The sequence below is a fragment of the Klebsiella michiganensis genome (assembly GCF_015139575.1).
Classification (GTDB): Bacteria; Pseudomonadota; Gammaproteobacteria; order Enterobacterales; family Enterobacteriaceae; genus Klebsiella; species Klebsiella michiganensis.
On sequence record NZ_AP022547.1, the window covers coordinates 2,115,372 to 2,129,576 of the forward strand.

A 14,205-nucleotide genomic window follows, 5' to 3' on the forward strand; every position below is an offset into this window, starting at 1 on the left:
GTGATGTGATGATGGGTTCCCCGGGCAGGCGCAACGCGCCGTTCCCGGGATAACCTCGTTGCTTGCAATTGAGATTGATATTAGCAATCATTATCACTACCAAGAGTGTGCTGGAAACAATTAACCGATGTCGCTTCGCAAGTTTTGTTTTGCTTCTCCGCCGAAAGGGCGGATTTTTATCGCCGCGCTGGTCTCCACGCTTTATGGCATTAACGCTTACGCCAGGCCGGATATGCGCCCGCTGGGGCCGAATATCGCCGACCGCGGCTCCGCGTATTATCACTTCAACGTTGCTTATTTCGATTCCCTTGATGGCGAACGGCATTATAAGGTCTGGACGGCGATACCGAACGCGGCGCCGCCCGCGCAGGGGTATCCGATTCTGTACGCCCTGGACGGCAACGCGGTGATGGACCGGTTGTCCGACTCGCTGCTTGAGACGTTTACGCAAAAAACGCCGCCCGTTATTGTGGCCATCGGCTATCAAACGAATTTGCCCTTCGATCAGCCCGCCCGCGCTTATGACTACCGGCCGAAAGTAGAGGAGAATCCTGCCGACGCCGGATGGGACCGACGGAAGAGCGGCGGCAGCGAGGCATTTCGCCAGCTATTAGAAAATACCATCGTGGAAAAAGTTGAGCGCGGGATCGCTATCAACCCTCAGCAGCGGGCTATCTGGGGGCACTCCTATGGCGGATTATTCATCATTGACGCCTGGCTGGCGTCATACCGCTTCCAAATCTATTTTTCTGCCAGTCCTTCTCTGGGACGGGGTAACGCCTCGCTGTTAGCAAAAATGGCCGCGGCGAAGGCGGATGCGTTTAACCGGAAGACCCTGTACCTGATGGAGGGGGCGGTTGCGACCCAGCGGGCCTCTTCCGCGGGAGCAGAAGAGATCCGGGGCAACGTCCTGCAGACGGTTTCCCTGCTCAAGAAAAATGGCGTGGCGGTCAACTGGTGGCCCTATCCCGGGCTATCTCACGGGGAGATGTTTAGCGCCTCGCTGCAAAGCGCGCTGCTGGCGATGAGCGGTTTTCCCCGGGGCTCGGGCAATTAGTCGAAGATGCATTTTCGCATACCGCCGAATGAGAGCAGGGCGCATTAACTGGCGAGCCCTGCTGTTTCGATGTTTAAGGCAGTTGACGATAGGCGTCGTCGGCGACCGGCTCCAGCCATTCGTTAGACGCACCTTCGGCAGGGACGGCAACGGCGATATGGGCAAACCAGCTATCGGCGGCCGCGCCGTGCCAGTGCTTGACGCCGGCGGGAATATTCACGACGTCCCCAGCGGTAAGCTCGCGCGGCGGTTGATTCCACTCCTGATACCAGCCGCGACCGCCGGTCACCAGTAAAATTTGCCCGCCTTTATGGTGGATATGCCAGTGGTTACGGCAGCCGGGCTCGAAGACCACGTTACCGATATTGACCCCTTCCGTGGAGAGCATATTCAGGTAGCTGGTACCCTGAAAATACTGCGCATAGGCCTCGTTTTTCTCCCCCTTAGGGAAGATACCGTTACCGTCAAATTGTTGGTTCATGATGTCTCCACATTTCAGTTTCGGGCTTTTAAGCGGCCCCTTACGACTCGTTGAACAAAGTGTAGAGAAGGTTTGATTAAATGATAAGATGCGCAAATGTGAATACACTAGTGCACAAAATTCACCAATAATGAGCAAAGAAAAACTCAACGACCTGCAGGCTTTTGCCACGGTGGCTCACGAGCGCAGCTTTACCCGGGCGGCCGCGATTCTGGGTGTTTCCCGGTCAGCGCTGAGCCATACGCTGCTGGCTCTGGAAGCGCGTCTCGGGATAAGGCTGTTAATCCGCACCACGCGCAGCGTCTCGCCAACCGATGCCGGGAACCGTCTGCTGGCCGTCCTGGCGCCGCGGCTGAATGAAATCGAAGCTGAACTGGCTTCGCTGCGCGCTTCACGAGATAAACCCGCCGGAACGGTACGCATTACCGCCAACGATCATGCCATCGTCACCGTGCTGTGGCCGCGTCTGCGGCCTTTATTAACGCAATACCCGGATATTCATATTGAGTTCAGCGTCGGGTACGAGCTGACCGACATTGCCGCCCAACGTTTTGATGCCGGCGTACGGATGGGCGATCAGGTGGATAAAGACATGATTGCGGTGCGCATCACGCCCGATGTGCAGATGGCGGTGGTTGCCGCCCCCGCTTATCTTGCCGGCAGGGCGGCAGTAAGACGTCCTGAGGATCTGATGACGCATAACTGCGTTAATTTGCGTTTGCCCACCCACGGCGCGCTTTACGCCTGGGAGTTTGAAAAGGGAAGTCAAAAGACCAGCGTTCGCGTTGACGGGCAAACCGTTTTTAACAATACCTTTCTGATGATTCAGGCCGCGCTGGACGGAGCAGGGATTGCCTATGTTCCTCACGACTTAGCGGCGAAATATATCGCCACGGGGGAACTGGTACCGCTACTTGCCGACTGGTGCCCTCATTTCCCGGGATACTATCTTTACTACCCGGGCCGACAGCATCTTCCGGCGGCGTTTACGCTGGTGGTCGACGCGCTGCGCTGGCACCGCAGGGGGTGATCCCGGCTGCGCGATGGCTGCCGGGCTTCTTAAACAGGGATCCTCTGACCGGGATGGCGTTACTTATTGTTGGAATTGGGAACATGCTTCTGCATCAATTCAACGATCCAATCAATAAAAACACGCAGTTTGGCGTTGACATGGCGGTTTGGCGGAAACGCCAGGTACAATGGCATTGGACTGATACGCCATTGTTCAAATAACGGAATTAAAGCGCCACTGGCCCGATGTTTTGCCGCCATATAGGTTGGCAGCGCAATCACGCCTAAGCCAGTGAGCCCCGCTTCGAGGTAAGCATTGCCATCATCCACGGCAAGTACATAGCGGCCTGTGATTTCAATATGTTCACTCCCACTGCGCAGGACCAGAGGCTCAATCTTACCGGTGCGCGAGGACAAGAATCCCACTATGCGATGGTCGGTGTTTTCCAGCTCTCGCGGGTGCGCAGGGGCGCCAAGGCGCTCCACATAGCCAGGGGCGGCGTAGACGCCGATTTGCAAATCGCCGACATGGCGCGCGATCAGGGACTGGTCGTTGATGTCGCCACCGCGCAGGACGCAATCCACGTTGTCGCCGATCAGGTCCACCACCCGGTCGCTGACGCCCATGTCGAACTGGATGTCAGGGTAGCGCGCGTGGAAAGCCGGTAGCGCCGGTACCAGGACGAGGCGGGCCAGCGGACTGGGCACATCCACCCGTAGCCGTCCCCTGGGCGTCATCGCCGCACTGGACAGGCTGTTTTCAGCATCCTCCATGTCCGCCAGCAGGCGGATGACGCGCTCGTAGTAGACCGCGCCATCGGCAGTCACGCCGAGCCTGCGGGTGGTGCGATGGAGCAACTTGACGCGCAGGCGCGCTTCCAGCTGCTGAATGAGCTGCGTCACCGTGGTTTTACTCATATGAAGCGTTTGGGCAGCCTTTGTGAAGCTCCCTGCTTCCACCACGCGAGCAAAGGCGCGCATCGCATCGAAACGATCCATTCCTTACCCCCCCTTTTCACCGATTGTTTGGATTTTACAAACAATGATGGACAAAGTCGCTTGTTTATCCGCCCGATCCCGCACCTGTAAAGTGCCTTTACGTTCACCGGGCTGATTTTGCCCCATTGCAGAGGTACAAACATGACAGCACGCGAAGCCGTTTTTCCCCTCGGTCGGCAGGCGCTCTATGAGCGCAATCGCTATTCACCGGCCATCAAATCCAATGGTTTCTTGTTCGTTTCCGGGCAGGTTGGTAGCCGCGAGGATGGTTCGCCTGAGCCCGATCTAAAAGCGCAGGTCAGGCTGGCATTCAATAATCTCAATGCTGTTCTCGCGGCTGCGGGCTGCACGTTCGGTGACGTGGTTGACGTGACTCTCTTTGTTGTCGACCCCGAGTCAAATCTCGACGCTATCTGGAGTATCCTGCCAGAATATTGGGGGGAAGCGCCTTACCCTACGTTGACCGGGATCGGCGTGACGTGGCTTTACGGATTCCAGTTTGAGATTAAGGTGATTGCCAGGCTGCCCTGCGCGTGACGGGGCTTTCCGCCAGTCAAAAGATAAGACAGAGGAAAATTTATGAAAGCAGCGGTCTATGACGTGGAAGGCGCTCCCGGCGTCCTGAAATATGTCGATGTCCCGGAGCCGGTCACAGGGCCCGACGACATTCTGATTTCTGTCGAGGCTATCTCGATTGAGGGTGGCGATTTGATCAACCGCCGTTCAACGCCGCCGCCGCTTCCTTCATGGATCGTTGGCTACGCGGCCGCGGGCACAGTTGTTGCCGTCGGATCGAAAGTCCGAAGCCGTACGGTTGGGGACAGAGTCGCTGCTTTTCACATGCAGGGATCGCATGCGGAACGTTGGGCTGTGCCCGCGGAACGCACCTGGCTTATACCCGATGGGGTGGGAATGGCAGAAGCGGCGGCATTGCCGATTTCATTTGGAACCGCGCATCATTGCCTTTTCACGCGAGGCATGCTCCGGCAGGGAGAAACCGTTCTTATTCAGGCCGCAGCGGGTGGCGTGGGGCTCGCGGCCGTTCAGCTTGCCTCACAAGCAGGCGCAACGGTCATCGCCGTGGTAAGCGGAACGCAGCGACGAGGTCGGTTGCGTGAACTTGGTGCCGATCATGTTGTGGATCGTACAAAGGATAACATCGTGGACAGTGTCCGACAGTACACCCATGGCACCGGTGTTGATCTCGTCATCGATCCGGTGGGAACGACGTTGCCTGTTTCGCTTTCTGCACTCGCTCCGGAAGGACGTCTGGTCTTCGTCGGTAATGCCGGCGGCAACAGTCTGACTGTCGACTTATGGCCGGCAATGCAGTCTAACCAGACGCTCATGGGGGTATTCATGGGACCTCTTTTTGCAAGGCATGGAGTTCGAACAAGCGTGGACGAGATGCTGCAGGCTGTAGCAGCAGGGCGCGTCACGGTTGTCATTGACCGCATCTTCCCCCTGGCTAACGCTGCCGCGGCCCACGAATTTGCTGAGACAGCGAAACCGCTTGGCCGGATCGTGATGAAGCCATGACGCGCGTTTGACCAGGATGAGTGCGTGGCGGCAGGATGCTATTAGCAGCGTTTTTCGGATGGTACTAACTTTCTGATTTTGAGGCGTTAAATCCGGTCAGGGTTCATACGATAATTGGCGCGTATCAGTCTGCCAACCCTTTGGGCCAGTGTGGGCGGCAAGCCCACGGTGTGGACATTGAATTTGAATTAAAAGAGCCCTTAAGTCTGCCCCTGACTTTCCCACTTTTTCGAAATCTTTATCTCTTTTTCTCATTTGTCAATAAAAGGTATATGCCCGCAAAATCAGGTCTAAGGCAGGGCGGGTGTTGCTCTATAAATGATAAAACCCCTCTGATGGCCTTGCCTCTTTTACCGCACCTCTTTTGTGGTTTTCACAGCTTTTAACCAGGAAAAGGCTTCTTTATGACGTTATCTAAATTACTGCTCCCTTTGCTGATTGCCGGAAATCTCTCTTCTGCATGGGCTGCGGAGCAGGTTGTTCCGTCTTCGACCACCTTTCATGTCACCGCTGATGATGCGCTGAAAAGTAAGCTTCCGGCGGACATCGCCAAACGCGGATATATTGTTGCAGGTACTAATCCGAATACTCCGCCAACCACTTTTTTCCAGGAAGACAATAAAACGCTCGCCGGGCGTGAGATTGATGTGATGAATGCCGTGGCGGCAAGGCTCGGTGTGGAAGTGCGCTGGCAGGATACCGGCGGTTTCGACAACATCATTCCGGGGCTGAAATCCGGTCGCTATGACGTCGCGCTATCCAATATCAATGCCACCAAAAAACGTCTCGAGCAGGTCGATTTCGTCAGTTATTACGATGCGTCGCGCCTGGGGGTGATCTCGCGTAAAGACGCAAACATTGCGCCATTTACCTCTTTTGACGCCGTGTGCGGGCAGGAAGTGGGCGCAGGAGCGGGTACTACGCAGATCGGGCGCCTTGAAGCGGCCAGCAAAATTTGTACTGATGCCGGTAAACCCCCGATCAAGATTGCCGTATTCCCGGATCGCCCTTCAGGCGTACAGGCCGTGGTCAGCGGTCGGGTACCGATGTTCTTCGGCCCGTATGAAGGTCTGACGTATCAGGTTAGTCAGGTCAAACCGCTGACGCTGACCGGCACCATTCATGTGGATGATGCGCCTGTATCTGTGGCGTTCCCTAAACAGTCGGGGCTGGAAGAGGCGGTGCAGGCATCCCTGAACTCGCTGATCAAAGACGGCACTTACCAGCAGATCCTCGATAAATGGTCCATCGGTTTTGGCGCAGTCAAAGAGTCAAAACGTAATGAAGAGATTTTCGGATGAGCAGTGAAACACACGATCAGCAGGCGGAAGAACTACGGATCGTCGGTAAAAAATATATCGGGCGCTGGATAAGCGCCCTGATCGTATTGCTGATATTGCTGGCTATGGGGAACTCCATGCTCAGCAATCCGCGTTTTGAATGGTCGGTAATCGCCGAAAACTTTACCGGTCCGTCAATCATTCAGGGCGTACTGATGACGTTGCAGTTGACCGCAATTTCCGTGGTTTTTGGTTTTGCAGGCGGCACGGTTCTTGCGCTGATGCGCCTGTCATCCAATCCGGTGCTGGTCGCTGTCAGCTGGGGTTATACCTGGTTTTTCCGGGGGGTGCCGATGCTGGTCCAGTTGTTTCTCTGGTACAACATTGCCGCGCTTTACCCGAATATTTCGATTTCGCTGCCGTGGGCAGGTGAAATCTGGAGCGCTTCCGCGAACTCACTGATTAGCCCGTTCAGCGCCGCCGTGATTGCATTAGTCATGCATCAGTCTGCCTATGCCGCAGAGATTATCCGCGCCGGTATTCAGAGCGTCGGCACCGGGCAAGTCGAGGCGGCACGCGCCCTGGGTTACCGCCCGTCACAGATATTCCGCCACACCATTTTGCCGCAGGCGATGCGGGCTATTCTGCCTCCTGCGGGGAATGAAGTGATCGGTCAGCTGAAAACCACCGCGGTCGTTTCGGTGATTTCATTACAGGATGTGCTGTTCTCGGCGCAGATTATTTATCAGCGCACCTATGAAGTGATCCCGCTGCTGCTGGTCGCCACATTATGGTACCTGTTGCTGACGTCGTTGCTGTCGGTGATTCAGTATTACGTCGAACGACATTTCAGCCGCAGCAGCCACAGGAAGGTAAAACGTAAAGTCACGAAAACCGGCGCAGCCCGCACGGTCAGCACCGTCAGTCTCAGCGCAGGAGAAACCAGCCATGGGTGAGGCCATTGAATTTCGCAAAGTCACCAAGCGTTTCTCCGGTAATACCATACTGGATGAAATCAGCCTCGATATTCCGGCCGGTTCGGTCACGGTGATCCTCGGGCCTTCTGGTTCAGGGAAATCCACCTTGCTGCGCTGTATCAATCATCTTGAAAAACTCGATGGCGGCACAATCCGTATCGGAGGTGAACTGGTCGGTTATCAGCAGAAAGGTTCCGCGCTGTATGAACTGAGCAGCCGCAAAATTGCCGCACAGCGCAGCCGTACCGGCATGGTGTTTCAGCAATTTAACCTGTTTCCGCACCGTACGGTTTTGCAAAATATTATCGATGCACCGCTGCGGGTGAAGAAGCAAAACCGTCAGCAGGTAGTCAGTAAAGCCCGCGCGTTGCTCCGGCAGGTCGGCTTAGACAACCGCGAAGATGACTGGCCTCAGCAGCTTTCCGGTGGCCAGCAACAACGCGTGGCAATTGCCCGTGCGCTGGCGATGGACCCGGAAGTGATGTTATTCGATGAACCGACCTCCGCGCTGGATCCCGAACTGGTGGGCGAAGTGTTGCAGGTGATCAAAAAGCTGGCGCATTCAGGGATAACGATGGTGATCGTCACCCACGAAATCGGCTTTGCACGTGAAGTGGCGGATAATGTCATTTTTATGGAGGGCGGAAAAATTGTGGCGTCAGGGCCGACGAAAAGCGTGCTGGATGAAACGGAGAACGTCCGTGTCCGCCATTTTCTGTCGACTGTTTTATAACGTTATTCCTTAACCCGTTTCCCAAACAACATCTCTGCAAGCCGTGGCAGACTGTCGCGGCTTTCCAGCCTGCTCAGTGCCACGATTTCTGTCCGCTGTGCGTCAGTGAAATCCGGCAAACAGGTGCGCAGTTTCGCCGGCAAATCAAACGGGATCGCCAGACTTTGCTGACGGGTGAAACGCCGTTGCAGCAGAGTGCCGTCGCGCAGGAATACCGTCACCTGATGAAAACGCGCAGCGGGGTTCAGCTCGTCCGGCGGTGCGGAGAAATCCGGGCAACGCGAGACACGCTCTGCCAGTGCGGCAATGTCGGCTTCCACCGCTTGCGGGGTGAAATCCTCTAAGCGTAAGTCTCCGCGCAGCAGACAGGCTGCAATCACGTATTCCAGGCTGAACCGCGCTTCAACGCCGGTTGCCGGTTTTCGTACCGACGCCGCAATATCACCGCCCGGCGGGAAAGACACCTCTATCCGTTCGATGGCGCCGATCAGTGCATCTGTGCCTTGACCGGTTTGCAGCCAGTCATAACGAATAGTCCGCGCGGCATCGGCAGCGCTGTGCGTGCCACCGCAGGTCGGATAGGGTTTGAATTCCAGACCGGGCGAGACAATCCGCCACGGCGCGCCCCAGTCTGAAATGAGTTTTTCCGGCTGTTGCTGACCGGCGCAGTAAGCCGATAAAAAGCTGTCAAGCACGTTGTCTGCCTGGCCGTGAAAGCCTGCCAGCGTCAGCTGTGTGGCAATGACGGCGGTCGGCGCCGCCAGCCCGGCGTGCAGCGGTTTGACGTCACTACCGAACTGCGCACGTAACCCTGCGGACTGCGTCGCCGCTAAACCCAGAATCAACGCCGTTTGCCGTTCAGTGGCATCCACCAGCCGCGCACAGGCAGCGGAGGCCGCAATCGTGCCGAGCGTGGCGGTATTGTGAAAACCGAGTTTGTAATGCTGAGAACCGGCGGCCAGCCCGAGGCGTCCGGCCATTTCCACGCCGGTCACGTACGCATCGAGAAACTGCCCGCCGCTGATGTCTGGCCGTTGTGAGGCCAGCGCCAACAGCGCGGGCAAAATCACCACGCCGGGATGGCCGCGAAAGTCGGGATGGAAATCATCAAAATCCAGCGCGTGACCGGCATATCCGAGCAGTAACGCGTGGGTGGCCCGATCGCCAGCGCGGTAAACCTGATGCAAACTGTTTAGCCCTGCATCGGGTAAATCGCCGCGTAAAACCGGCAGGGTAACCGCCAGAAAATCCAGTAACCCTTCGCGGGCTGCCTCATGAGCGGCTGGAGTAGGGGATGAACTGACGATAAGTTTCGCCAGCGACTGCGTTAATGTCATAGGTGTATTTCCCGCTTCAGGCCCGAATGACCGGAGATAATAAATCAACGAAATGTTCACGCTCGCAAAGAGCATGCAATTGCGCCAGAAGGGCGTCTGAAACTAAACACATCGGGATCACCAAACGCGGCCGTATCCAGCGCCAGAAAGAAATGCCCGATATTGGGCATTCCCCACCCGGTAAAAATGATCATGGCTTGCTGACGAAGTCATTGCGCCGAAAAATGTCTCTGCTTATTCAATCTTTTTTTTCTTTGCTGAGAATTTCCGCACTCAGCGTTTGCAGTGCCTGTACCGCCAGTTGCGACAGGTAATGTGCAGTCGGAAACAGGGCGCGATCGTCAACGCGAAATTGCGGATGATGCAGCGCGTAAGGACCACCGGAGCCGATCATGATGAACGCGCCGGGTAATTTTTGCTGATAGAACGCGAAGTCTTCGCCAATCGGGCTGGCTTCAACGCGACGGGCTTCGAAGCCGGAGCCTTCGCCTCGCGCCAGCGCGAAATCCACCCACTTAGCCGTATTGACCACTGACGGCGGGCCTGGCTGCCAGTCCAGGCTGATGTCGGTATCAAATGCCGCAGCGATGCCTGCGAGAACCTGCCGGAAACGGCGCTCGATCAGTTCTCGTGTATCCTGATTAAAGGTGCGGACAGTGCCTTCCAGCCAGGCGGAATCCGGGATTACGTTCCAGGTACTGCCACTGTGAACCTGAGTGATGGATATCACCGCGTTGTGTGCGGACGGCACGTTGCGGGCGATCAGGGTTTGCAGTGCGGAAATCACCTGTCCGGCGATAATAATCGGGTCGTTGCCTTCGTGCGGACGTGCCGCGTGGCTGCCGGTACCGGAAATGGCGATCGCAAAGCGATCCACGCCCGCTGTTAATGCGCCGTCTTTGCTGCCGATAACGCCGACCGGCAAAGAGGGATCGTTATGAATGCCGAAAATGACGGCGGCGTTATCGAGCGCGCCGGTATCAATCAGCGCCGGGGCTCCGTGACCGGTTTCTTCCGCCGCCTGAAACAGTATGCGCACCGTGCCGGAAAGCGACTCTTCCTGCGCTTTCAGCAAAATCGCCGCGCCGAGCGCCGCCGAGGTGTGGAAATCGTGGCCGCAGGCGTGCATCACACCGGGATTTTGCGAGGTGTAATCCACGCCGGATTGTTCTTCAATTGGCAGAGCATCGATATCAGAACGTAGCACCACCAGTTCACCGGGATTGATGCCGCCAATTTCTGCTACCAGACCGGTTTTGAGCGGCAAATCCAACACGCGGATTTGATACTTCTCCAGTGCCTCCCGGATGCTGGCGGTGGTGTTAACTTCTTCGTTGGACAGTTCCGGATAGCGGTGCATGTGGTGGCGGAAATCCTGAATGAACGCCGCCACAGGCTGATGGTTTTGCGTGATATCTGACATTTAAACTCCTGTAGGTGGCTGACGTTCCAGCCAGCGGGTGTGGCTTTTTTCATCGAGAATTTTTTTCAGGTACAGCGTGATATGCCCTTTGCCGAGGTCTCTTTCGAAGACCGGTTGAAAACCCAGTTTCAGGTACATGTCGCGCAGCCACGGATGGCTGGTGGCGGTGCCGAGGGAGTAAGCCGGGGCTTTCAGTTCGCGGATCAGAATGTTGTTTTCCAGCCAGCCCAGCAGTTTTTTGCCGAGGCTCTGACCGGTGTAGTCCGGATGCGTGCCGAACCAGCCAATATGCGGCAGGCCCATCGGCCCAGGCATTGCGCCCCACGGGAAACGCAGGGTGACAGAAGCGACCATTCGATGGTCATCAAACAGCGCAAACACCGCATGATCGTCGAGATGTTGCGTCACGCGTGCCAGATCGGCGGTGGCAGCATCAAACTGAATCCCGAGCGCTTTAATCGGCGCGTAGGCGGCCAGCATCAGCGCCAGATAATCGTGTTTATCATCCAGCGTCAGACGCCTGAAATGGTGCGTCATAACCCGTGCTCCTCAGGAGAACTCAGATGACCGGACTGCACGGCAAAACGGATGACGTCATCGACTTTTTGCGCGGCGCAGCCGGTGTAATGAGCCGGATCTAACCAGTAGTCAAGATCCTGTTCAGTAATACTGGCTGCCAGCACCGGATGCGCAAGCAGAACAGTTTTAAATGATTGCCGTTTTTCAAACGCCTGCATGGCACAGTCATACACCAGATGATGTGCAGTTTGTTTGCCGAGTTTTTTACCGACCTCAAACATCACTTTTTCGGACAGCAGCAGGCCGTCCTGCATCTGTAAATTCGCCAGCATACGGGCTTTATTGACCGTCAGGCCGGAGAGAATCGCTTGGGCATTTTGCAGCTGGGCAGAGAGATAAATCGAGATTTCCGGCAGTGTGATCCACTCGGCGCGCCAGCTCATCGCATCACGTTCATGCTCCACGTGCATTGACTGATAAATCAGAGATGCGCTGTGCAACAACGGTTGGGTCAGGCTGGCGAGACCTTCGAGGGCTGCAGGATTGCGTTTGTGCGGCATGGTGGTGGAGCCGATTTTTCCACTGCTGAATGGTTCTTCGATTTCATTAATTTCGGTGCGCATCAGGTTGTAAAGTTCGTTGCCAATTTTGCCCAGCGTGCCGCTGATCAGCACCGCCACCGAGGCGTATTCAGAAAAGCGGTCACGCGCGGCCTGCCAGCCGATATTCGGCGTATTAAGGTTCAGGCGCGCCAGTGTGCGGCGTTCAACTTCCGGACCCGCTTCGCCCAGTGCGGCGTAGGTACTGATCGCTCCGCTGATATTGCCGGTCAGCAGGCGCGGCGTGATGGCGTCCAGGCGGTCGAGATGGCGGATAAATTCATCCAGCCAGACGGCGACTTTAAAACCAAATGTGGTCGGCAGCGCCTGCATGCCGTGGGTGCGGCCAGCCATCAGCGTGTACTGATGCTTGCACGCCAGAGATTTCAGCACATTCGCCACGGCGGTACTGTCACGGACGATGGCTTTCAGGGTTTGCGCCAGCTGTAAAACGGTGGCGGTATCGACGATATCCTGCGTGGTCGCGCCGTAATGAATGTATTCCCCTGCGTCACCACATTGCTGTTGTAGTGCGCTGAGCACCGGCATCAGGGAATGCTTCATCTGCGAGCCAGAAGCGGCGATATCCTCAATATTCAGCTTGCCGGCATCGGCCAGCTCCGCAATGGTCAGCGCGGCCTGTTGCGGGATTACACCCAGTTCACCTTCGGCTAATGCCAGCGCAACTTCGACATTTATTTGCTGTGTCAGGCGATTTTGCTCTGACCAGATTTCCCGCATTTCTGGTGTGCCAAAATTGTTACCAAGTAAAAGAAAATCTATCGGATGTGAGGACATAATACTCTCTTCTTATATAAGGGTTAATTAACGTTGTTTTTAAGGCCGTAATTAAAAACAAATCATCGAAATAGCGTATCAGGTATAGGAAGATGCCAGATGCGTCTGTTTTCATTGCGTTAAATTAGCCCTGCCTGACACTATCATTTCTTTGATCCAGCACAGCATGCAAGGGGTTTATCGACTATAGCAAAAATCAATCTATGCTATTGAGAATAAGTTAATAAGGATCCCCACTTAGCACTTTGTTAATTTTTTCAATTCTCGTAGGATGTTTTTAATAACACTTGAATATATCCCATATCAAATTCCTGTTTAATTACGGGCAGTTTCTCTTTAACCAGACGACAAATACAGGGCATCGATGTGTTCGCCATAAAATCACCGCAGACCTATCATCATCAGCCCGGCCTGCTTTCACGTACCGGTGAGCTGCTTGCCGTTCATTCCTCCGATATCGCGATCATCACCAGCCCGAAAGCGTGGCGGGCGGTGAATCCGCAACTGGAAACCAGCCTGAAGGCAGCCGGTATTCGCTGGCAGGTCAATTTTCTCACCACGGAATGCACCGATGCGGTTATCGAAAAACATCTGGTCAGCGTGCGGGAACAAAACGCCACGCTGGTGCTGGGCATTGGCGGTGGGCGGGTGCTTGATTGTGCCAAAGCGGTGGCGAACCTGCTGACCGACGTCGGGCTGGTGACAATACCGACAGTTGCCGCGACCTGCGCCGCCTGGTCGCCGGTCAGCATCATTTATAATGAGCACGGCGGGCATGTGCGCAGCCAGCCATTGTCGCGTATGCCACTTATGCTGCTGGTCGACACGAATGTGATTGCGCAAAACGATGTGCGTTATCTCAAAGCAGGCATTGTGGATGCGCTGGCTAAATGGTACGAATTCCGCCCGTATAAACAGAAAAGCGACGACAGTCTGGCGCTGAACCTGAAAGTGCAGGCCGCACAACTGGCGGTGGACGTCTTTGAACAATATGGCGCTCAGGCGGTGAAAGACAACGCCCGTCATGAAGTCACGCCGGCGCTGATGAAAGTTATCGACGCTAATATCGCGGTGGCAGGTATGGCTAACAGCATGCGCGATGAAACCCCCGCGCCGGGCGTGGCGCACGCGATCCACAACCGTTTCACCCATCAGCCGGAATTGCATGACTGGCTGCACGGCGAGAAAGTGGGTTTCGGGTTGCTGGTGCAGTCGCTGATGGAAAGCTATAACGGCCAGCCGGAGCTGCAGTTGCTGGGGTTGTTGCGTGAATATGGCGCGCCGCTGGCACTGCCGCCACTGAATGGCGACCGGGACACGATCATCGCGGCCATTGCCCGCGAAGTGAAATTCTCCACCGAAAATGCCGACCGTTTGCCGTTCTCAGTGGCAGCGGAAAATATCGAAAAAGCCCTGCGGGCAACTGAAGTTCATCATTATTCTCAGGGATAA

The 14,205-nt window shown here is 55.8% G+C and carries 14 protein-coding genes; 8 read left to right on the top strand and 6 right to left on the bottom strand.

All coding sequences use genetic code 11. The features are described 5' to 3' along the window. Window positions 1-127: 127 nt before the first annotated feature. Complete coding sequence (locus JLG71_RS09980; protein WP_200914181.1) at window positions 128-1,057, top strand: alpha/beta hydrolase; 930 nt, start codon at window positions 128-130, stop codon at window positions 1,055-1,057. A gap of 73 nt (window positions 1,058-1,130) precedes the next feature. Here the strand turns inward: JLG71_RS09980 and JLG71_RS09985 are convergent, their stop codons facing one another. After that, a complete protein-coding gene (locus tag JLG71_RS09985) occupies window positions 1,131-1,538 on the bottom strand; it encodes a cupin domain-containing protein (protein ID WP_025106080.1) in 408 nt (135 codons plus the stop codon). A 127-nt stretch (window positions 1,539-1,665) separates the two neighbouring features. On the opposite strand from JLG71_RS09985, the gene JLG71_RS09990 reads away from it, so the two are divergent. Next, window positions 1,666-2,568 carry a LysR family transcriptional regulator gene (locus tag JLG71_RS09990; protein ID WP_200914307.1) on the top strand — a complete coding sequence of 301 codons (903 nt, stop codon included), beginning with the start codon at window positions 1,666-1,668 and terminating at the stop codon, window positions 2,566-2,568. A gap of 59 nt (window positions 2,569-2,627) precedes the next feature. On the opposite strand, the gene JLG71_RS09995 is transcribed toward JLG71_RS09990, so the two are convergent. Beyond that, window positions 2,628-3,548 (bottom strand): LysR family transcriptional regulator, encoded by a 921-nt coding sequence (locus JLG71_RS09995; RefSeq protein ID WP_048260953.1) that lies wholly within the window; start codon window positions 3,546-3,548, stop codon window positions 2,628-2,630. Between the two features lie 141 nt (window positions 3,549-3,689). Between JLG71_RS09995 and JLG71_RS10000 the strand changes: the two genes are divergently transcribed. From JLG71_RS10000 to JLG71_RS10020, 5 genes are all read left to right on the top strand, one after another. Next, window positions 3,690-4,085 (top strand): RidA family protein, encoded by a 396-nt coding sequence (locus JLG71_RS10000; RefSeq protein WP_025106083.1) that lies wholly within the window; start codon window positions 3,690-3,692, stop codon window positions 4,083-4,085. A 42-nt stretch (window positions 4,086-4,127) separates the two neighbouring features. Continuing rightward, window positions 4,128-5,087, top strand: coding sequence for a quinone oxidoreductase family protein (locus JLG71_RS10005; protein ID WP_048260954.1), 960 nt, complete (start codon window positions 4,128-4,130; stop codon window positions 5,085-5,087). Window positions 5,088-5,491: 404 nt separating this feature from the next. Then, window positions 5,492-6,388, top strand: coding sequence for an ABC transporter substrate-binding protein (locus JLG71_RS10010; protein WP_025106085.1), 897 nt, complete (start codon window positions 5,492-5,494; stop codon window positions 6,386-6,388). Continuing rightward, complete coding sequence (locus JLG71_RS10015; RefSeq protein WP_025106086.1) at window positions 6,385-7,323, top strand: amino acid ABC transporter permease; 939 nt, start codon at window positions 6,385-6,387, stop codon at window positions 7,321-7,323. The genes JLG71_RS10010 and JLG71_RS10015 overlap by 4 nt, the downstream gene beginning before the upstream one ends. Beyond that, window positions 7,316-8,077, top strand: coding sequence for an amino acid ABC transporter ATP-binding protein (locus JLG71_RS10020; RefSeq protein ID WP_048260955.1), 762 nt, complete (start codon window positions 7,316-7,318; stop codon window positions 8,075-8,077). The genes JLG71_RS10015 and JLG71_RS10020 overlap by 8 nt, the downstream gene beginning before the upstream one ends. Window positions 8,078-8,079: 2 nt before the next feature. On the opposite strand, the gene JLG71_RS10025 is transcribed toward JLG71_RS10020, so the two are convergent. The 4 genes from JLG71_RS10025 to purB all read right to left on the bottom strand — a co-directional run bounded on the left by JLG71_RS10025 (window position 8,080) and on the right by purB (window position 12,753). After that, window positions 8,080-9,414, bottom strand: a complete 1,335-nt coding sequence (locus JLG71_RS10025; RefSeq protein WP_200914183.1) for an MmgE/PrpD family protein — start codon at window positions 9,412-9,414, stop codon at window positions 8,080-8,082. A 238-nt stretch (window positions 9,415-9,652) separates the two neighbouring features. Further along, a complete protein-coding gene (locus JLG71_RS10030; protein ID WP_064405670.1) occupies window positions 9,653-10,837 on the bottom strand; it encodes an amidohydrolase in 1,185 nt (394 codons plus the stop codon). Beyond that, window positions 10,838-11,374, bottom strand: coding sequence for a GNAT family N-acetyltransferase (locus tag JLG71_RS10035; RefSeq protein WP_025106090.1), 537 nt, complete (start codon window positions 11,372-11,374; stop codon window positions 10,838-10,840). Beyond that, window positions 11,371-12,753: an adenylosuccinate lyase gene (gene purB, locus JLG71_RS10040; protein ID WP_200914184.1), complete on the bottom strand. Its 1,383-nt coding sequence runs from the start codon at window positions 12,751-12,753 to the stop codon at window positions 11,371-11,373. The genes JLG71_RS10035 and purB overlap by 4 nt, the downstream gene beginning before the upstream one ends. 366 nt (window positions 12,754-13,119) lie before the next feature. Here purB and JLG71_RS10045 point away from each other — a divergent pair, with 366 nt between their 5' ends. Next, window positions 13,120-14,205 (top strand): iron-containing alcohol dehydrogenase family protein, encoded by a 1,086-nt coding sequence (locus JLG71_RS10045; RefSeq protein WP_025106092.1) that lies wholly within the window; start codon window positions 13,120-13,122, stop codon window positions 14,203-14,205.